We start from the raw sequence: 21,031 nt of genomic DNA, 5'->3' as shown, positions 1-21,031 counted from the left end.
AATGTACCAAACATTTGCTTACTATTATGATTTATTGATGGATAAGACCTTATATCCACAATGGTTACAATTTACGCGGCGTCATTTAGGATTGCCGTTAGAAGATAAAAAAGTGCTGGATCTTGCCTGTGGAACAGGAGATCTGGCTGTTTTATTTGCGCAAGAAAAAGCTGACACTTATGGCATTGATTTGTCAGAAGAAATGCTCACCTTAGCCGAGGAACGTGCACTTCAAGATGATGTGGCAGTTACGTGGCTTCAAGGTGATATGACCAAATTAACAGACGTCGGAGTTGGTGATTTTGATTTAATCACTTGTTTTGATGATTCACTGTGCTATTTGACTGATTTAGCTGCAGTTGAACGTTGTTTTAGTGAAGTATATGCGAGCTTGAAACCAGGCGGGACGTTTTTATTTGATGTGCATTCTTTATATCAAATGAATGAAGTTTTTCCAGGCTATATGTACAATGAACATGATGAGGATTGGGCTTTTATGTGGTCGAGTTATAGTGACGATCAACCTAATAGCGTCTTACATGATTTAACCTTTTTTGTTTGGCGAGATGAGCTAGAGGCGTATGAAGCCTTACATGAAGAACATCATGAACGTACTTATCCTTATCAACAATATCAACAGCTTTTAGAAAAAGTCGGCTTCAGTGAAGTTGCGGTTTACGGTGGCTTCAACGATGAAAATTTGCAGGAAGAAACGCCACGATGGTTGTTTCAAGCAAAGCGAAGCGACCGCTCATGAAAGCCTGTGGTGTCATAGCCGAATATAATCCGTTTCACAATGGCCATGCTTATCAGCTAGCCCAAGCTCGCAAAAAAACGCAAGCAGATGCTGTTGTAGTAGTGATGTCAGGAAATTATGTCCAACGTGGTGAAGTTGCAATTATTGATAAATGGCAGCGGGCCCAAATGGCTCTGGATCATGGTGCCGACTTGGTTATTGAGTTACCCTTTGCGGTAGCTTGTCAGCCAGCAGATCGCTTTGCTAGCGGGGCGTTGCAAATGCTTGCGACATTGAAGTGCTCTTATTTAGCCTTTGGTGTTGAACAAGATAATTTTGATTATCAACAATTTATTGCGCAGATTGCGCCTAAATTACAGCAACAAAAATTCACCATTGATTATTCAAAGACTTATGCGACGCAGTGGAATGATTTTTTAGAGGCTGAGTTAGGACAACGTATTAATCAGCCCAACCAATTATTGGCATTGAGTTACGCTTTGGCTAATAGTCAATTAGCTGAACCATTAACTTTTGTTCCGATTGAACGTATTGGTGCTGAGCATGATGCATTACAAACCACGAGTGAAAAGTTCGCAAGTGCGACTGCTATTCGGCAATTACTTTTAGCAGGCGATTTAACTACTGCTCAGCAATATCTACCGGCAGATTTAACGAAGTTATCACACCACTGGTTGTCTTGGTCAGATTTATGGCCATTGTTGCATTATCAGTTAACCGTGAATTGGCCAGCATCGCTAGTAGATATTTACCAAATGTCAGAGGGATTAGAGTATCGGTTCTGGCAACAAAACCAAGATAGCGTCAGCTTTGCTGATTTTCTTCAAAAAGTAAAATCAAAACGTTATACTTATGCACGTTTACGGCGCTTGGCTTTGTATACGTTGTTAAATGTTCGCACGACAGAAATCGTCGCTGCGCAAAAACAATTGCCGCAATTACGGGTACTCGGATTTAATCAAGTTGGTCAAGACTATTTACATCAAGTTCGTAATCAAGATGAAATTAAAGCATTAACTAGAGTGACAGCAGATTTAGGTAAACCAGATGGCGAATTAGGGTTACAAGTTCGAGTTGACCGTTTGGTTGAACAACTAACCGGCCATGAACAGAACTTTCACCAACGCATTATTATCAAACACTAAATCATGCCAATTAAATGAGATTAAGGAGCAGTAAAATGGCTTTAAAACTTTCTTTAGACTTATTACAACGTCATTTACATCAAACACTTAAAATTGATGAGACCGTTGATTTATTTACCTCGTTGCAAAAGCGATTGCCTGAATTAATTGCGGCCACATCTTTTGAAGTGAAGGGGACAGTTCGTAATGATAATTTGGGCTGGGTGAGCCATCTTAAAATTAGTGGCACGCTAACATTACCTTCAACAAGAAGTTTAATGCCAGTGGCATTACCAATTAATTTAGCCATTGAAGAATTATATGTGCTTGAAGAAACTCAACCAAGTCAAGAAGTGCAAGATGATCTTGACGAGACAGTTATTGTCATTGAAAACGATCAAATTGATTTACAAACAGCAATTGAAGATCATATTATTTTATCAATTCCAACTCAAATTTTTACAGCAGACGAATTGGCTAATCAGACTATGCCAGAAGGCGAAGGCTGGTCAGTCATTTCAGAAGATGAATATGCAGATCAATTAGAAGACGAAAAAGAACAACCAAATCCAGAGTTTGAGAAACTTAAAGGTTTATTTGACGACGATCAGTCGGATAATAAGTAGTATTACTTTTAAATTAAGTTATTATTAGTGTTATGGAACCATTATAAAAATTGGTGCGAACCAATCGAGTGTTTTGCTTTAATTTAGACGTATTTTTTGATAGTATAATGATATTAAGCAGAATATGATTATCTCATATCAGTATCACGTTCTACTATTATGGAGGCATTTCGAATGGATAAACCACAAATTGGTGTTATCGGCATGGCTGTAATGGGTAAAAACCTAGCTTTAAATATTGAAAGCCGTGGCTATACTGTTGCCATTTATAATCGTACTGGTAGTAAAACCGAAGAGGTTGTTAAAGAACATCGTGATAAACATTTAGTACCAAGTTATACCATTGAAGATTTTGTTGCTTCATTGGAAAAACCTCGTCGTATTTTGATGATGGTTAAAGCTGGTGCTGGTACAGACGCTGTTATTAAAGAATTATTGCCACTTTTAGATAAGGGCGATATTTTAATTGATGGTGGTAACACCTTCTTTAAAGACACAATGCGTCGTAATGCTGAATTAGATAAATCCGGTATTAACTTTATTGGTATGGGAACTTCCGGTGGTGAATTGGGTGCCTTACAAGGACCATCACTAATGCCTGGTGGTCAAAAAGAAGCCTATGATTTAGTTGCACCAATCTTAGAACAAATTGCAGCTAAAGCGCCAGATGGTGCACCATGTGTTACTTACATTGGTGAAAATGGTGCTGGTCATTATGTCAAGATGGTTCATAACGGGATTGAATATGGCGATATGGAATTAATCGCTGAAAGTTACAATATTTTACGTAATGTTTTGGGTCTTTCAGTTGATGAAATTGCTAAGATTTTTGCTGATTGGAATAAAGGCGAATTAGAGAGTTATTTAATTGAAATTACGGCCGAAATTTTGACACGTCAAGATGATCTTGGTACTGGTAAACCAATCGTTGATGTTATTCTTGATGCTGCTGGCAACAAGGGCACTGGTAAATGGAGTTCTCAAGAAGCACTTGAAGTTGGCGTTAACCAATCTTTAATTACTGAATCTGTTTATGCCCGTTATATTTCAGCAATGAAAGAGGAACGTGTTGAAGCCAGCAAGGTGCTGACAGGTCCTAAGCCAGAATTTACAGGTGATAAAGAAGCGGTTATCGAACAAGTTCGCCGTGCTTTATACTTCAGTAAAATCATGAGCTATGCTCAAGGCTTTGAGCAAATGTTATTTGCTGCTAAGCATTATGATTGGGATTTGGATTATGGTAAGATTGCTTCAATTTGGCGTGCTGGTTGCATCATTCGCGCTCAATTCTTACAAAAAATTACAGATGCTTACGATCAAGATGCCCATTTGCAAAACTTATTGTTGAACCCATACTTTACTGATATCGCTAAGAACTATCAAGATTCAGTTCGTGATATCGTTGCTTTGTCAGTTAAGAATGGTATTCCTGCTCCTGCATTTAGTGCGGCAATTTCTTATTATGATTCATATCGTGCTGAAGTTTTACCAGCTAATATTATTCAAGCTCAACGTGATTACTTCGGTGCTCACACTTATGAAAGAACAGATCGTCCTGGTATTTTCCATTACACATGGTACGAGGAACAATAATTATTAAGTCATTCATTTAGAACTGTGTCGATTAATTTCGATGCGGTTCTTTTTTAATCGAAACACAATCTTAATTTAAACAAAATTGGACTAGCGGCTCATGTGTTTTTGTTTTAATGATGTTAAGTTAAAAACAACTAATTTTTTTGTTGCATCAGTTAATTTATTGATATTGGTTTTGTTTTTAATCAAAGGAGAATGCTTTTGAAATTTAAGTCAGGGGTCGCGCTAGTTATCTTGATTGCTGGTGGTTATTATTTATATCATCAAAGCACAGAGCCACAGGCTGAAGTGAACGTTCCAACAAGTCAAGCAGCACAAACGACTTTACAACAAGTACAAGCCGGTGCCCTAACGCTTAAAGATAAATTGGCCTCAATGCTCGACTGGTCCCAACCAGAACAAGCGACAAGTTCTAAGCCAGCAAGTCAGGACGCAAGTACAAAGTCAACGACTAGTACTAGTTCGGATACGAATCAAACCAGTAGTTCATCAGTAGCAGAAAAAAATAGTGATAGTACGACTACACCGATAGAATCGATTGTTAAAGGTCAACCGCTGGCCAATACCTATACCTATTCGTTTAGTAATGAAACATCAAGTCAGGTACGCCAAGTTTTCTTAGAGGCTGTTGCTGCTTACAATCAAACAGATATTGTTAAACTAACGCCAGGAACGCAAACTGAAGATCATAATCATATTACTTTTTCAGTTTATGAAAAGACGATGGATAATCCTAGTACATTAGAGTTAGGTGTGGGTGGACCTAAGATTATCCAAAAATATAGTTTATTCCAATCACAGTCGGTTAATCATGCCACGGCTAATATTAATATAACCTATCAAGTTGCTATTGCTAAGTCTGTTGCAATGCATGAATTAGGTCACGCATTAGGATTAGATCATAGTCAGCAGCTTAGTTCGATTATGTATCCAGTCGACCAAGGAATGACAAGTTTGAGTACAGCTGATCTTACTAGTTTACAAGAAATCTACTAACCTAAATATAAGCGGCGATTAAATGACTATTCAATCATTTAATCGCCGCTTTTTTGTTGGGCAAGCACCTAGACCTTGTTAACAGAATCTTCATAACTTGATGGCAAGAACTTGAAATCATCAAAATTGTATCGTTATTTTACCATTTTTTTATCCGAGTTTTGCCAAAATTGAGGGTTAAAGTAGTCATCATACTCATTAAACAAATGATAGCTCGTCAATATATGGAGGAACTCAGATGACCAAAGAAATTAAACAACAATACTTTAGTGGTGAACGTGCACTATTTGGTGCCAATGATGTAGCAATTAAACATGCAGTATTTCTTGATGGTGAATCACCATTAAAAGAAAGCGAAAACGTTAGCATTGATGAATCAACATTTACTTACAAATATCCAGTTTGGAATAGTATTAATACGGTCATGACTAATTCTAAAGTTGAATTAGAGGCTCGCGCTGGCTTTTGGTATGACAATGGCTTAACCATTAAAGATTCTGTTATTATGGCACCAAAAGAAATTCGTAATTCTCAAAATGTAACGCTCGAAAATGTTTATTTCTCCGATGGCGAAGAAACTTTATGGAATTGTGAGGATGTCACGATTAAAAATGTTCAAGTTAAAGGTGATTATTTCTGCCAACATAGTAAAAATGTTTATGTTGATCATTTAACTTTGGATGGTAAATATGCTTTTGATAGTTGTGAGAATGTCGAAGTTCACAATTCACGTATGATGTTCAAAGATACTTTTTGGAATTGTAAAAATGTGACTATTTATGATTCATTTCTAAGTGGTAAATATCTGTCATGGCATGCAGAAAACATTACATTTATTAATTGTACTATCGAAACGGAACAAGGACTATGTTACTTGGATCATTTGACGATGAAGAATTGTACAATGATGAATTCCGATCGTGTATTTGAATTTTGTAGCAACGTTGATATTGATATTAATTCCCACATTGAAAGTGTTAAAAATATAATGAGCGGTACTGTTCGGGCTCAGTCTATTGGTAAATTGGTAATGGATCCGACTAAAGTAGATGTATCACAGACAAAAATTATTTGTTTAGAAATTGGTGAATATACTGATCATACCGAGGATGATGATTCTAAAGTAGTTGAGCACTACATCAATAGTTAGAGGTGAGTAAATGACAACAGCATCAAAACAAATCGAAGTTCGCGATCCCTTTACTAATGAAATTTATCAAACTTTTTTACAAAGTAGTTCAATGGAAATTCAATTAGCCCTGCAAAATGGGCATGACTATTATCTAGAAGCGTTAGGCCAAGATATTAGTGAACGAGCTAGACAATTACAGCAATTAGCAACGGTTTTTTTGAAACGCCAAGATGAACTGGCAACAGTAGCGGCTCATAGCATGGGGAAACGTTTCGTTGAAGGCCAAAACGAAGTTGCTGCGGCGGCCAATATTGCTCATTATTTTGCTGATCATGGAGCTGAATTTTTAACTGATAAGCCTTACCAGTCAGATGGATTAAAGGCTCATTTAACTTATACGGCTACAGGTATTGTTTTAGCTGTTGAGCCTTGGAATTTTCCTTATACACAGGTTATGCGTGTTTTTGCGCCGAATTTTATTTTAGGTAACCCTATAATCCTGAAACACGCTGGTATTACTGCTGGCTGTGCTGCATTATTTGAAAGTTTAGTAGCCGAGGCAGGTATTCCTAATGGCGCCTTTAAAAATTTATTCTTAGATCACCAACAAGTTAATAACATCATTGCTGACGATCGTGTTCAAGGTGTGGCACTGACTGGATCAGAAGCTGCTGGACGCCAAATTGCAGCGGCAGCTGGCCAACATTTAAAAAAGAGCACCTTAGAACTAGGTGGTAGCGATGCGCTAATTGTTTTAGGTGATGCTGATATCCAAAGTGCCGTCGAAGGTGCAACTGTTTCACGGTTGCGTAATGCAGGTCAAGTTTGTACTTCCGCTAAACGCTATATTGTTCGACGTGAAATTGCTGATGCCTTTGTCGAAGGGTTACAAGCAACCTTCACGAACCAAATAATCGGTGATCCGCTTGATCCTTTGACAACAATGGCACCACTTTCAGCTAAAAGCGCTCAACGTATTTTGCAAGAACAAGTCGAGACAGCCGTTTCTGCTGGCGCTCACGTTTTAATTGCTGGTGGTGCTGTGCCTGAAACTAATTTTTTCTTGCCAATGTTATTGACAAATATTTCCTCAGAAAACCCAGCTTTTAATACTGAATTTTTTGGACCGGTTGCGCAATTATACTTGGTGGATTCAGATGAAGAAGCGATTCAACTTGCTAATGCTACTTCTTATGGACTAGCCGGGGCTGTCTATTCTCAAGATATTGCACACGCACAACACGTTGCCCAACGCATGATTACCGGTCAAGTTTTTATTAATCAGCCATCAATTGGTGTTCCGCAATTTCCTTTTGGTGGTGTGAAACATTCTGGCTATGGTCGGGAAATGAGTGATCTAGGAATTTATGGATTTGCTAATCAAAAAATTATCGTAAAATAATTTTGTCAGTGTTAAAACTAAAATATTCTTAAAAAGCGTTGAAAAATTAAACTGATTTTTCAATGCTTTTTTGAGGCTCATTCACGATCAATAAGGTGAAATCTTGGCGCTTGTTTTCGCAACATCATATAATATTAGTAACGAGTTTAGCTCATAATTCAGGTGATAAGGGGACAGTTCGTGGAGGGAGGCGTGAAAAGTGCGACCATTAAAGATTGGTATTTTAAATGTTATGCATGACAAAGAGGCAACAAATCATCGCTTTAGTCATGTTTTGCAGATCGCCCAAATACCAGTTGATTTAAATTATTACTATCCAAAATTACATTACCAAAATCGGCCAGTGCCAAAAGAAGTTGCCTCTTTATTACAACCATTAAATTTGCAACAAGTTAAGACATTTGATGCTTTTATTATTACAGGTGCGCCGATTGAACAGATTGAATTTGCTGACATTACTTATATTCAGGAAGTTAGGGAATTGTTAGCAATTTTGCGAGCTAATGTCCCTAATTTATTATTTGTATGTTGGGGTGGTATGGTCGCAGCGAATTATTATTATGGTATTAACAAAGCAACTTTTAATAATGGACATAAGCTGTTCGGTGTTTTTCCTAACCAAATTGTAGCTCCAGATCCATTGTTAAACGGGATAGCCGATGGCTTTTTGGCGCCTCACGCTCGTTATGCGGAATTAAAACATCAAGAAGTCGCTAAAATTTCAGATTTAGCGGTTACCGCTCAAACCGATAATGAGCAATTGTTTTCAATGCGGTCACTAAATGGCCAGGAGAATTATTTATTCGCGCATTTAGAGTATGACCGTTATGGCTTAAGGGATGAGTATCAACGTGAAATCGCAGCTCATCCAGAACGATTTTATAAATTGCCACTTAACGATTGGAATCCTCAGACTGATCAAACACCGTTTAGTTGGCAAGAGACACAACAGATTTATTATCGTAATTGGATTAATTTAGTTGCCCAGAATTTAAATAATTAAACGACATAGAAAGTGAGCGATGATCATGGCTAAGATTGCCCAAAATATTACAGACTTAATTGGTCAAACACCACTATTGAAATTGCGGAAGGTTGTACCGGAGGGGGCTGCCGATGTTTATGTCAAACTAGAATTTTATAATCCTGGAGGTTCCGTTAAAGATAGAATTGCTCTATCAATGATAGAAGCAGCAGAAAAGTCTGGACAGCTTCAACCTGGCGGGACGATTGTTGAACCAACGTCTGGTAATACAGGTATTGGCCTATCATTAGTTGCGGCGGCTAAGGGTTATCATTTGATTATTATGATGCCAGAAACAATGTCCGTTGAACGACGCAAAATTATGCAAGGCTATGGCACTGAACTTGTTTTAACACCAGGAGCAGAAGGAATGCCGGGAGCAATTAAGCGAGCCAAAGCGTTAGCAAAAGAAAAAGGTTACTATTTACCGATGCAATTTGATAATCCCGCTAATCCTGATATTCATGAGTTAACAACTGGCCCAGAAATTATCACGGCCTTTAATGGTCAGACACCTGACGCTTTTATTGCGGGTGTTGGTACTGGTGGAACATTAACAGGTGTTGGCCGAGCTTTGCGCAAGGTGAATTCAGAGGTGAAACTTTACGCGCTTGAAGCAGCAGAGTCACCAATGTTAAAAGAAGGTCATGGTGGCAAGCATCAAATTCAGGGGATTAGTGCCGGCTTTGTACCGCAAGTGCTTGATACGACGTTGTATAATGATGTTATTGAAGTCAAAAGCGCTGATGCTTTATCAATGGCGCAAAAGGTCAGTCGTACGGCAGGCTTTTTACCAGGAATTTCGGCAGGAGCTAATATTTACGGTGCAATTGAAATTGCTAAACAGCTAGGTTCAGGACATTCCGTTGTGACGATTGTTCCAGACAACGGTGAGCGATATTTATCAACTGCATTGTTTGATTTTAATCATTAATTAAACCGAGATAAATTAACTTTAATTAAACCGAGATAAATTAACTTTTTATAAGCATATCATAGGTAATTCCTTCTAATAATTGGTAAAATTGTTATATGTATCACTTTAGGAGGATACCATGATTAAAACTAATCGCTTAATTTTACGTCAGTTTCGTCATGATCGAACTGACATGAATGCTTTACTAACAATTTTATCAGATAAAAAAGTCAATCAATATTTACCATGGTTTCCAGTGACAACTTTAACAGATACCGAAACTTTTTACGAAGAACACATTTTGCCTGCCTATCAAGATGAAGGTCAAGCGTACTATTGGGCTATTTGTATTGAAGGCCATGATATTCCGGTAGGTTTTATTAATGTTGCTGGCACTGATTCGCATGATCTTGGCTACGGATTGCGTCAGGAATTTTGGAATTTAGGCATTGTGACCGAAGCTGCTGAAAGTATTTTACCATTTTTGAAATCAGCAGGCGTCCCTTTTGTGACGGCGACTTATGATGCTCATAATTTAAGTAGCGGTAAAGTGCTGGCTAAAATAGGTATGACTTATCAATATTCTTATCAGGAACAATGGCAACCTAAAGATATTCCAGTCCTCTTTAAAATGTACCAATTAAATTTAGCCGATCCTAAAGCGTCTGTTTATCAAGGATACTGGCAGGAACATGCCGAACATTTTATTTAACTTAAAAGAACCCCGACATTGTCGGGGTTCTTTTAATATTTATAAAAAGGGCACTGTAATTTTATCTTAGTAACATTCTTAGACAACAAGGTAAAATGGAGATTAGTTTTTATTAAGATACCATTAACATCAATGCTTTAGTAAGTAGATATGGTATAATTTTTAAAGTATAGAACTTTTTATTCGTGTGTTGTTATACACAAATATAAATATTTAAGGGTTGATAGATAAATGAATAGAAATGATTGGAATGGCTTAAAGCGATTTGTCACAGTTGCAATGGATGTCGTTTTATTTAACGCTAGTATTCTGTTAGCATTTGTTTGGAAATTTGGGCATATGATTCCAGAACGTAATTTTGTTACATATGAACAATCAGCAGTCGTAATTTCCTTGCTGTTTCTCTTAGTTAATTTCTTATTAGGAGCTTATATATACTATAACCGCCGAGTTAGCGATATTTTATTTATTACAGTGCTTGGCCAAATATTAACGATATTGGGAATTACCATTATTTCCTTTATTGGACGTTATTTTGCTTTTCCACGTTCTGTTCTAATTTATTCGTTTATTACGAGTGTTGTTATTTTAGGCGTATGGCGCGTGCTTATTTTTTATCTGTATTTGCATTTTACTAATGATCGGCGGGTAGCGGTTGTCGCTCATAGCGAAGAACTACCAGCCGTTGTACAAAACTTTGATTCTAGTAAAAATAACAAACATAAGATCACGCATGTTATCACGGCCCATTTTGTTGAGAATGTTAAACAAATTCTAGAAGATGTGGATATTGTTTATATTACTAAAGGAGTTAGCGATGCTGACCGTCGGCAAATTGTTGACTTAGCAATTAAGAAAGAAAAAGAAATCTTCGTTCCTTCGACCTTTGATAATTTATTAATGTTACGTCCAAATATGATGAATTTTGAAGATGAAAGTGTAATGGAATTAAGTAAATTCCGTATTTCACCTGAAAATGCTTTCTTTAAACGTTTCTTTGATATTGTTGTCGGTTTAATTATGTTGGTCCTTGCTTCGCCATTTATGTTAATTACAGCTTTATTGGTTAAATTGACATCTCCAGGTCCCATTATTTACAAACAAACACGAATTACTATGAACCAAAAAGAATTCCATATTTATAAATTTAGAACAATGACAGCCAATGCAGAAGCTAAATCCGGCCCTATGTTAGCTCAAGCTAATGATTCGCGAATTACACCAGTTGGTAAGTATTTGCGTAAGGTGCGGTTGGATGAATTGCCACAAATTTTTAATGTTCTAAAGGGTGATATGTCAATTGTTGGACCTCGTCCAGAACGTCCATTCTTCGTTGATCAATTTAATGAAGAAGAGCCGCATTATTATTTACGTCATAATGTTCGTGCTGGGATTACGGGCTATGCCCAAGTTTATGGTAAGTATGCTTCTGATTACCATAGTAAATTGAAATTTGATCTTTTATATATCAAGACTTATAGCTTGATGCTTGATGCGAAAATTTTATTACAGACCATCAAGATTTTATTTGATAAAGTTTCTTCTCAAGGTTTGGAAGATGACGATGAGCCAGAAATGAAAAAAGTACATGAGATTGTTGAAGAACGACATATAAAACATTTAATGTGATCGGAGACGAGCAATAGGCATGAATACTAATATTAGCGTTTTAATGTCGCTATACAAAAAAGAAAATCCTAAATTTCTTCGTGAATCGCTCAATAGTATTTTGTCCCAGACCTTATTACCACAAGAAATTGTTATTATATTAGACGGTCCCATTACAGCAGATTTACAGAATGTGCTCAATGATTTTATGCTTAAAAAGCCTGATTTGTTTCGAATTTTACCTCAAAAAAGCAATAAGGGACTTGGTATTTCACTAGCAATTGGTGTTAATGCTTGCAAAAATGAACTTATCGCACGAATGGATACTGATGACATTATGGTTACCTCAAGGCTTAAAATGCAGGTCCAGCAATTTATTGACGATTCTAATTTATCAATTTGTGGTGGTAATATCACCGAGTTTACCGGTTCAATCGATAATGTATTAGGACATCGAAATGTTCCAGAAACTAATGAGGAAATTCGTTACTATTCACGAAAACGCAATCCGTTTAATCATATGTCTGTTATGTTTAAGAAGAGTCGGGTTATTGATGCCGGCAATTATCTTACGATGAATGGATTTGAGGACTATTATTTATGGGCGCGAATGCTAAAGAGCGGAAATAAATCTTATAATATACCTAAAAATTTAGTTTTTGCACGTACAGGTACTAATATGTATCGACGTCGTGGTGGGTGGAAATATTTAAAAGATGGCGTTCGAGGACGATATTATATTTGTCGTGCTGGGTTGAGTACACCTGTTGACTTTATTTTTGTTGAAAGTGTTCACATTATTATCAGTCTCTTGCCAAATAAATTACGTCAATGGTTCTACGAAACAAAGTTGAGAAATTAGTAGGAGCGATCGATTTGTATAGTCAAGATAAACAGTTATATAAGGTACAAAAAAGAACTTTGCGAATAGCTAGTTCCATTGCCTCCTTTTGTAAGCAACACGATTTACTTTGCTGTCTTTGTGGTGGTGGCGCAATTGGGGCTGTCCGTGAGAAGGGCTTTGTTCCCTGGGATGATGACTTGGATTTTTTCATGCCTAGAGCTGATTATGAAAAGTTTTATCAACTTTGGCAAAAAAATCCGCCAGTTCATGAATATGTTGTGGAAAAAGCCGCGGAACATTTTGTTAATCACAATAATTTCATGACAATTCGTGATCGTGAGACAACCTTCATTAAGACTTACCAACAAGATCTTGATATCGTTCATGGAATTACGGTTGATATTTTTCCACTGGACATTGCACCAGAATCAGTAAGTAAACAAAAAATCCAAAAGTTTTGGGCTTTAATCTATGCTTTGTTTTGTGAACAAGTTGTTCCTGAATCCCATGGTGGTTTGATTTCAATTGGTAGTCGTTTTTTGCTAGGTTTATTTAGAAGCAAATCAAGTCGTTACAAAGTTTGGCGATTTGCGGAGCGTCAGATGACTAAGTATAATAAAACTGATTCGTCGCTGGTTACAGAGCTATGTGTTGGTCCGAAGTATATGGGAAATTTATACAAACGCTCTGATTTTGCTAGCGCTGTCGAATTAACGTTTGAAGATACGGAATTACCATTACCAATTGGCTATGATCATTATTTAAATCAAGTTTTTGGTAATTATATGCAACGTCCTGAAGTAAAAGATCAAGTTCCACATCATGATGCAGTATTTATTGACCCGAATCATTCTTATCAAGAATATCGGGGACGTTATTACTTAAGAAAAGAGGAAAAGTAAATGGCAACAGCATTAATTATCGCCGGCGGTGTTGGTAAACGTATGGGGATGGATATTCCTAAGCAATTTATTCTCGTCAATGAAAAACCAGTAATCATCTATACATTGGAATCGTTTCAAAAACATCCTAAGGTTGATCAAATTTTAGTCGTTTGTAAAGAGGGCTGGATTGATACCATGTGGGCTTACATCAAAGAATATAATATTTCTAAAGTGAAATGGGTGATTGCCGGTGGGAGCAAAGGCCAAGAATCTATTAACAATGGTGTTCAATTCTTAAAAGATTACTGTGACGATGATGAAACTGTTATTATTCACGATGGTATTCGTCCATTAGTTGATGAATTAGTTTTATCTGACGTGATTGTTAAATGTGAACAATATGGTAACGCCGTAACTTCATTACCTTACAATGAACAGATTTTTGTTAAGAAGACTGAAGATACAACCCAACAATATATCGATCGAACGATTTTACGTCGTGTAGGGACACCGCAAGCATATAAATATGGTCGTTTGTTATGGGGCTATAATAAGGCCATTGCCGATAATGTTGGGATGACTGATTCTTCTTATACCAATACGATGATGGTTGATCTAGGCGAAACATTACACTTTGCTGCAGGTTCAGATAAGAATATTAAATTAACGAATACAGATGACTTAGCCTTGTTCAAGGCATACCTTAAGATGAAAGAATAGGCGATGCTCAATGTTAATTGATAATGATATTTATCGTTCCGATTTACAACGAGTTATTAATGCTCAAAAAGATTGGTCTCAGATTGATGGCCATTCTTTTTTGATTATTGGTGCTTCGGGAATGATTGGTTCTTTTCTAGTTGATGTATTGATGCAACGAAATCAACTAACTGACACACCGATCCAAGTTTATGCAATGGGTCGCAGCGAGCAGCACTTAAAAGATCGCTTTGGAAGTTATTTGAATGATAATAATTTTCAGTTAGTGGTTGCTGATGTCACCCAACCGTTACCAGATAATTTACAAGTGGATTATATTTTTCACGGTGCTAGCAATACTCACCCACGTGCTTATGCTACTGATCCAATTGGCACAATCATGACTAACCTTAAGGGTACTGAACAAGTGTTGGAACACGCAGCCAAGGTTAAAACTAAACGCGTTCTATTCTTGTCTAGTGTTGAGATCTATGGTGAAAATCGTGGCGATATCGATAAGTTTAGTGAAAATTATTGTGGTTATATTGATTGCAATACGTTACGTGCCGGTTATCCTGAAGGTAAACGGGTTAGTGAGTCCTTATGTCAAGCCTATATTGCTAAATATGGGTTAGATGTTGTTATACCAAGAATTTGCCGTACTTTTGGGCCAACAATGAAATTAGACGATTCTAAAGCCTCATCACAGTTCATTTTAAAAGCTGTTCATAATGAAGATATTGTTTTAAAAAGTGAGGGCACGCAATATTATTCATATGGTTATGTTGCTGATATTGTATCAGCATTGCTATTTATTCTAGTTAAGGGTGAGAATGGAGCTGCTTATAACATTGGTAGTGAGCAATTTGATTTGCATCTAAAAGATTTGGCTGGTGAGTTAGCAGCAATGAATGACAAACAAGTTGTTTTTGATTTACCTGATGCTACTGAAGCTGCTGGATTTTCTAAAGCAACAACAGCCATTTTAGATACGAAGAAGCTTAATCAATTAGGTTGGCGGTCAATTTTTGACATATCAACTGCGTTAGACCATACAGTTCAGATTTTAAAGGATGAATTAAAAGAGAATGCCTAAAATAAGTATAATTGTTCCTGTTTATCAAGTTGAAAAATATCTTGAAAAATGTGTTAACTCGATTTTAGTACAAACGTTTACTGATTTTGAACTAATCTTGGTAGACGACGGTTCAACAGATCGTGGTCCAGAGATGTGTGATCAATATGCCAAGCAAGATGTGCGTGTCAAAGTTATTCATAAAAAGAATGGTGGTTTGAGTGACGCAAGAAATGCTGGTATTGATGTTGCACAAGGTGAGTATCTTGGATTTGTTGATAGCGATGATTATATTGCGCCTGATATGTATGAGTTACTATATCGAGACATTACTAAAGAAAACGCTGATTTAGCTATTTGTGGTATTTATCATGTATATGAGGGGAAACAACCTAAGAAAAAGAAAAATATTTACTTGGTTGTTGATGCAAATCGTGCACTTGAAATTATTTTCCACGGTAACGTAATTTCTGATCATGCTGTTAATAAATTATACAAGCGAAAAATTTTTAATAGTTTAAGGTATTCGGTTGGTAATTATCATGAAGATTCCATTATTATTGTCGATATACTAGATAAATGTAGGAAAGTTGTCATTGATTCTACGCAAAAATATTATTATTATCATCGTGATGATAGTATAACTAGTCAGTCTTTTTCACGGAAACATTTAGCATATATTACGGCATGGGAGAATAACGAAATTAAGGTCCAGAGTAGAACAAAAGATTTGGATATTGCCGCTCATCAACGTGTGTGCTTTGCTAATTTTTTAGTGTTAGATAAAATCGTTAAAAGTAATATGGAAAATGAAGTTCCAGAAACTCGTGAGATTATTTGCTATTTACGACATAACTATAAATTTATTTTGAAAAATCCTATTTTTACAAAGAGTCGGAAAGTTGCCTTAACAGGATTAATGTTTAATATTAAATGTTATAAATTTTTTGTGCAACTTCAAAGCAGTTTTATAACAAAGTCAAATAAGTAGTTGGGAGCGAAAAGTATAGGAAAGAAATCTTAGATAGACAAAAATATACTTATATATTGTAATCTTGTATTTTGTTGTCTAATTAAAACGATTAGAATATATAATTGTAATGGTTGAAAATTTGACGTTGTTTTAGTGGATTTATATTATATTGGTTTGCTTTTATGTATAAAAATTTGATTAATGAAAAATTCATATACGTTGAATAAATTTAGATGACGAAATAATTATTAAGGAGTTAGTATGAAGAAAAGTAGACTAGAATATTCATTCATGAATTCTGGTATTTCAACAGCGATTTATATTTTTAGATTGGTACTTCAATTTATCGCCAGAAGTTTTTTTATTAAATATCTTGGAAATGAATATCTAGGTTTAAATGGTCTTTTTACCAATATTTTAAGTTTATTATCTGTTGCAGAGTTAGGAATTGGAACATCAATTATATTTTCACTTTATAAACCACTACTTAACAACGATCACGAGAAAATTAAATCATTAATGATACTATACAAAAAGGCATATGAAATAATTGGAATATTGATTGGTATAGTTGGCCTAATGGTTGTTCCTTTCTTAAATCTTATCATTAATAATCATGCACATTTTCCTAATTTATATTTAATTTATATTTTATTTTTACTTAACTCAGTTGTCAGTTACTTTTTTACTTATAAAAGATCTTTAATATCCGCTGACCAACGAGCATATATAGTTTCATTAAATGACTTTATCTTTTTAGTGATAAGCAATATAATTCAAATCATTTTCTTAATTTTGACATCAAACTTTGTGATATATTTACTCATTCAAATTATATTTACGATTATTAGTAATATCGTTATATCCAAAATTGTTGATAAAAATTATCCATACTTATCAGAAAAAAATATTGTTAAATTAGATGCGGATACTGTAACTGAAATAAAGAGAAATGTAATTGGAAATTTTTCTTCTAAAGTTGGCGGAGTTATTGTTATGGGAACTGATAACATATTAATTTCGTTATTTTTAAATTTATCAGCAGTGGGTATCTACTCAAACTATACTCTAATTATTAATAGTGTACAAAATTTATGTAAACAAGTGACAAATTCTATTACGGCAAGTATTGGTAATTATGCAATAACTAGTGATAGAGATGCTGGTAACCGATTATTTCATCGTCATTTTTTTATTAATCACACGTTGATATTCTTTTCTGCTATATTACTACTTACAATGATCAATCCATTTATATCTTGGTGGATTGGGGGAAGATTTACCTTACCACTATCTACTGTAGTACTGATTGTTTTTAACTATGCAATTCAAGTTTATCGAAATACAAGTTTTGCTTTCATCGAATCTTATGGGCTTTTTTGGTATCAAAGAAAAAAACCTATAATAGAAGCAATTATAAACTTAAGCGTATCATTAGTGTTACTGGGTGTATTTAAGTTGGGGATTAATGGAGTCTTGATTGGAACCATTGCGTCCTCGTTAGGTTTTGTAATATGGTATGAAGCATTTGTGATATATAAATATGCATTAGGGAAAAATTTCATTGAATTTATAAAATTATTTATGCAGAGTCTTTTTCAATTAATTATATCGTCAATTGCTGTCTATCTTTTTGTTACCTTTTTAATTCAGTCTGTTAAGGTTGATGGAATTTTACAATTATTATTAATTGGAATGAGCACTGTAATGTTTTCTGGATGTATTTATTTGCTTTTATATCATAAACGAGATGAATTTAAATATTTAAGAGATATTTTGAAGGGCTTAGCTAGAAGGTGGACTACAAGATGAAAATAGCAATTATTTCCCCACAATATGGATTTGGAGGATCTAATATTGTCGCGGCAACCGTCGGTAAGGAACTTGAGAAAAAAGATTCAGTAATTTATATTGCTTATGAAAAAGATAAGTCCTCAGAAATCTACCCGATTAAGAATTATTATTATGTCGGAATTAAACATTCGAAAATTTCTTTAGCATGTCAAAAAACTTTAAAAGGTATTTCTTATATATTGAGAGGGAGTTTTAATCCTGAAAAATATGTTGCGCAAGAAATTCATAAAATTAACAATTTAATCAAGAATAATAAAATTGATGTTGTAGTTCTTAACTCATATCAGTCTGTATCCTTATTTGCAAAGTCGTTAAAACGCAATAATCCGAATCTTAAAATATTAAGTTGGTTACATGAATCTGTAGATTACTGTAAAAATGTAACTCGTAATTACCGTAAGTATTTTATTGAATCTCTAAAGTGTTCTGACAAGATCATATGTTTATCTAAAGAATCTGTACAGTACTACCATCAATATAGTGAAACACAGTTAATCTATAATCCTATTTCTCTACCAGAACATGGCATATCGAGCCTAAAAAATCCAGTGATATCTTTTACCGCACGACTGAATGTTCAAGTGAAAGGATTAGACTACTTATGTCAAGTTGCTCAGCAATTGCCGGATCCTTGGAAAATACATGTCGCTGGACAGGGTACAGAGAAGGAAATTGATGCTCTAAATAATTTGATTATTAAATATCAAGTTGAAGATAAAATTGTCTTTGTTGGACCAAAAATAGGGCGGGAACTGATAAAACATTATCAAAATAGTTCGATATTTATTTCAACATCAAGAACTGAAGCGTTACCGCTTGTAATGATTGAAGCATTATCTTTTGGATTACCTATTGTAAGCTTTAATCACAGTGGTGCACAGGAAATATTATCTAATGGAAATTATGGTAAATTAGTAGCTGTTGGAAATATCGATAAAATGAGTCAAGAGATTAATACCTTAATTAATAGTTTTGAGCAACGTTTATTTTTTCAAAAAAAATCATTACAACGTTTTTCAGACTTTAAAACTCCTCATATAATGGATATTTGGGAGAAAGTGTTACAAGAAACAATAAGTCAAGGGAGACCAGATTACATTGAATAAGGTTAGTGGAAATAAATTAGTAGAAATATATTTATATGCATTATTTTCTTTTTTGATTTTACGTTCAATTAATGTGTACAGCTTATTACCATCAGTTATTGATTCAATAGCTTTTATGATGCTGGCAATTTTCGGAGCGGTTATTATTTTATATAACTTTTTTCAACAATTAAGAAACAAATCAGTTATTTCATATGATCTTTTTTTAATATTATTTTTAATAATTATGTTCCTAACTAGTTTATTGAATTTTAAATATGGAATTACTAATAATATTAAAACAATTATTTGGTCGGCAATTTATTTTTTAATTATATATGCATTTAGTAGTAACGAAGGCCTTTCTAAGAATTTTTATAATATTATATTAAAAACTTTAGTTTATGCTTACTTTTTGATATCACTATTTTCTTTAGCAATGTATCTATTTCAGTATAGTTATTTTAGGCCTGGGGATCTAAATACAAGAGTACGAATTGGATTTTTAGAGTCACGTTTATTTGGATTGTACGGTGATCCCAATTTTGGTGGTGTTATTGCCCTAATTGTTGTTCTTGTTAGCTTGTACTGTCTCATTAATCGGACATTGATTTTAAATCGTATTTTTTTATGGATTAATATTGTTATACAAATGATTTTGATTATATTAACAGGTTCTAGGTCAGCAGTATTGCTTGGAATGATTGCAGCGGCAATTTGTACATTTTTATTTACTTTAAATATAAAACAATTACAAAAGCGAAATGTAATTCTTCGATGGTTGATCTCATTACTTGCGGCAATAGTAGTTGTTATTGGCTTAAATTTTATTATTGAAGTTTTAAAAAATTATTTACAAAGAGTGCCTGAATTATTTGCAATATTTAAGGATTCTACAAATACTCCAAAACAAAAAATTGTTGATGAAGTGTCCTTAACAAGGCATGATGTTGCTCAGAGTACTGATATTTCGAATTTAAGATTTTCAATTTGGAAAAGTGCATTTCAGTTGTTTGAGAGCCGGTGGTTGTTCGGTGTCTCGCCTCGTAATATGATACTGTATGCTAAAGATGCTTTTCCAAACGGATTTATTGCAACTAGAGGTTTTAAGACTCATAATGCGTGGATTGATGTACTCACTTCAACTGGTATTACTGGATTAATAACTTGTATTAGCTTCGCTATACGCAAAATTAAACAGGTTTTTTCAAAGGGAATATTTAGTCTATCTGTATCTCATAGAATAGAATATTTGTATTTTTTATCAGTTGTTATTTTAACTGGTTTTAGTTTTTTAGTTAATGTAATATTTTTCACTAATGATGTATGCTCATTTTTATTTTGGTTGTTTTTGGGATATTTAGTTTCACATTCTCCTAAAAAGAAATTAAATAGTTTCATTGAATATTAATAAATATACTTTTATCAATTTACGTTTTACAGTCTATAGTTTAAAAAAGATTGAGTTAACCTTTGTAAGGTATTAATATTTTAGCTGAATTTAAGCAGTAGTATATTTAAAACTGACATTTGAAACTTCGGGGGATAAAAGTAGATGAAGTTTGAAACTAAACTTTTTACAATAATGAGTATTTTATTAACATTTTTCTATGTAAATTATGAAGTGGTTGACGCAGCAAATAACGCAAGTGAATATGGAACTGAAGCTATAATTTGATACAGATATATAAAAGCACTTTCGAAAAAAGTAAAATTTATTCGGA

The 21,031-nt window shown here is 34.6% G+C and carries 19 protein-coding genes; all 19 read left to right on the top strand.

Annotated features, from left to right (window positions below; genetic code table 11):
* The first annotated feature begins 1 nt into the window (after position 1).
* The 19 genes from FC84_RS08355 to FC84_RS08265 all read left to right on the top strand — a co-directional run bounded on the left by FC84_RS08355 (position 2) and on the right by FC84_RS08265 (position 20,718).
* A complete protein-coding gene (locus FC84_RS08355; RefSeq protein WP_057757758.1) occupies positions 2-757 on the top strand; it encodes a class I SAM-dependent DNA methyltransferase in 756 nt (251 codons plus the stop codon).
* Positions 754-1,902 carry a nucleotidyltransferase gene (locus FC84_RS08350; protein WP_083479612.1) on the top strand — a complete coding sequence of 383 codons (1,149 nt, stop codon included), beginning with the start codon at positions 754-756 and terminating at the stop codon, positions 1,900-1,902. The genes FC84_RS08355 and FC84_RS08350 overlap by 4 nt, the downstream gene beginning before the upstream one ends.
* Positions 1,903-1,937: 35 nt before the next feature.
* Positions 1,938-2,507: a DUF177 domain-containing protein gene (locus FC84_RS08345; RefSeq protein WP_057757752.1), complete on the top strand. Its 570-nt coding sequence runs from the start codon at positions 1,938-1,940 to the stop codon at positions 2,505-2,507.
* A gap of 174 nt (positions 2,508-2,681) precedes the next feature.
* Positions 2,682-4,100 (top strand): NADP-dependent phosphogluconate dehydrogenase, encoded by a 1,419-nt coding sequence (gndA, locus tag FC84_RS08340; RefSeq protein WP_057757749.1) that lies wholly within the window; start codon positions 2,682-2,684, stop codon positions 4,098-4,100.
* Positions 4,101-4,304: 204 nt separating this feature from the next.
* Positions 4,305-5,099, top strand: a complete 795-nt coding sequence (locus FC84_RS08335; protein ID WP_162257976.1) for a M57 family metalloprotease — start codon at positions 4,305-4,307, stop codon at positions 5,097-5,099.
* A gap of 238 nt (positions 5,100-5,337) precedes the next feature.
* Positions 5,338-6,249 carry a DUF3737 family protein gene (locus FC84_RS08330; protein WP_057757746.1) on the top strand — a complete coding sequence of 304 codons (912 nt, stop codon included), beginning with the start codon at positions 5,338-5,340 and terminating at the stop codon, positions 6,247-6,249.
* Between the two features lie 10 nt (positions 6,250-6,259).
* Positions 6,260-7,633, top strand: a complete 1,374-nt coding sequence (locus FC84_RS08325; RefSeq protein ID WP_057757743.1) for an aldehyde dehydrogenase family protein — start codon at positions 6,260-6,262, stop codon at positions 7,631-7,633.
* Positions 7,634-7,832: 199 nt separating this feature from the next.
* Positions 7,833-8,636: a homoserine O-acetyltransferase/O-succinyltransferase family protein gene (locus FC84_RS08320; protein WP_057757740.1), complete on the top strand. Its 804-nt coding sequence runs from the start codon at positions 7,833-7,835 to the stop codon at positions 8,634-8,636.
* 25 nt (positions 8,637-8,661) lie between these two features.
* Entirely contained in the window at positions 8,662-9,591 is a 930-nt protein-coding gene (gene cysK, locus FC84_RS08315; RefSeq protein WP_057757737.1) for a cysteine synthase A, read from the top strand.
* Positions 9,592-9,712: 121 nt separating this feature from the next.
* A complete protein-coding gene (locus FC84_RS08310) occupies positions 9,713-10,285 on the top strand; it encodes a GNAT family N-acetyltransferase (RefSeq protein WP_057757734.1) in 573 nt (190 codons plus the stop codon).
* A gap of 231 nt (positions 10,286-10,516) precedes the next feature.
* Entirely contained in the window at positions 10,517-11,914 is a 1,398-nt protein-coding gene (locus FC84_RS08305) for a sugar transferase (protein ID WP_057757731.1), read from the top strand.
* A gap of 19 nt (positions 11,915-11,933) precedes the next feature.
* Complete coding sequence (locus tag FC84_RS08300) at positions 11,934-12,755, top strand: glycosyltransferase (RefSeq protein ID WP_057757728.1); 822 nt, start codon at positions 11,934-11,936, stop codon at positions 12,753-12,755.
* A 14-nt stretch (positions 12,756-12,769) separates the two neighbouring features.
* Positions 12,770-13,639 (top strand): LicD family protein, encoded by an 870-nt coding sequence (locus tag FC84_RS08295; protein ID WP_057757723.1) that lies wholly within the window; start codon positions 12,770-12,772, stop codon positions 13,637-13,639.
* Complete coding sequence (locus FC84_RS08290; RefSeq protein ID WP_057757720.1) at positions 13,640-14,341, top strand: IspD/TarI family cytidylyltransferase; 702 nt, start codon at positions 13,640-13,642, stop codon at positions 14,339-14,341.
* A 10-nt stretch (positions 14,342-14,351) separates the two neighbouring features.
* The gene (locus FC84_RS08285; protein WP_057757717.1) at positions 14,352-15,416 is read left to right on the top strand and encodes an NAD-dependent epimerase/dehydratase family protein; all 1,065 of its coding nucleotides are present in this window, start codon (positions 14,352-14,354) and stop codon (positions 15,414-15,416) included.
* The gene (locus tag FC84_RS08280; RefSeq protein ID WP_057757714.1) at positions 15,409-16,386 is read left to right on the top strand and encodes a glycosyltransferase family 2 protein; all 978 of its coding nucleotides are present in this window, start codon (positions 15,409-15,411) and stop codon (positions 16,384-16,386) included. Before FC84_RS08285 ends, FC84_RS08280 begins: the two co-directional genes overlap by 8 nt.
* 243 nt (positions 16,387-16,629) lie before the next feature.
* Positions 16,630-18,180 carry a lipopolysaccharide biosynthesis protein gene (locus tag FC84_RS08275; protein ID WP_057757711.1) on the top strand — a complete coding sequence of 517 codons (1,551 nt, stop codon included), beginning with the start codon at positions 16,630-16,632 and terminating at the stop codon, positions 18,178-18,180.
* On the top strand, positions 18,177-19,328 hold the full coding sequence (locus FC84_RS08270; RefSeq protein ID WP_057757708.1) for a glycosyltransferase: 1,152 nt from the start codon (positions 18,177-18,179) through the stop codon (positions 19,326-19,328). Before FC84_RS08275 ends, FC84_RS08270 begins: the two co-directional genes overlap by 4 nt.
* Positions 19,321-20,718 carry an O-antigen ligase family protein gene (locus FC84_RS08265; RefSeq protein ID WP_057757705.1) on the top strand — a complete coding sequence of 466 codons (1,398 nt, stop codon included), beginning with the start codon at positions 19,321-19,323 and terminating at the stop codon, positions 20,716-20,718. The genes FC84_RS08270 and FC84_RS08265 overlap by 8 nt, the downstream gene beginning before the upstream one ends.
* Positions 20,719-21,031 lie beyond the last annotated feature (313 nt).

This window comes from Lapidilactobacillus dextrinicus DSM 20335 (genome assembly GCF_001436095.1).
Lineage (GTDB): Bacteria > Bacillota > Bacilli > Lactobacillales > Lactobacillaceae > Lapidilactobacillus > Lapidilactobacillus dextrinicus.
The sequence above is the reverse complement of the archived record's forward strand: the minus strand, read 5'-3'. Positions and strand labels throughout refer to the sequence as shown.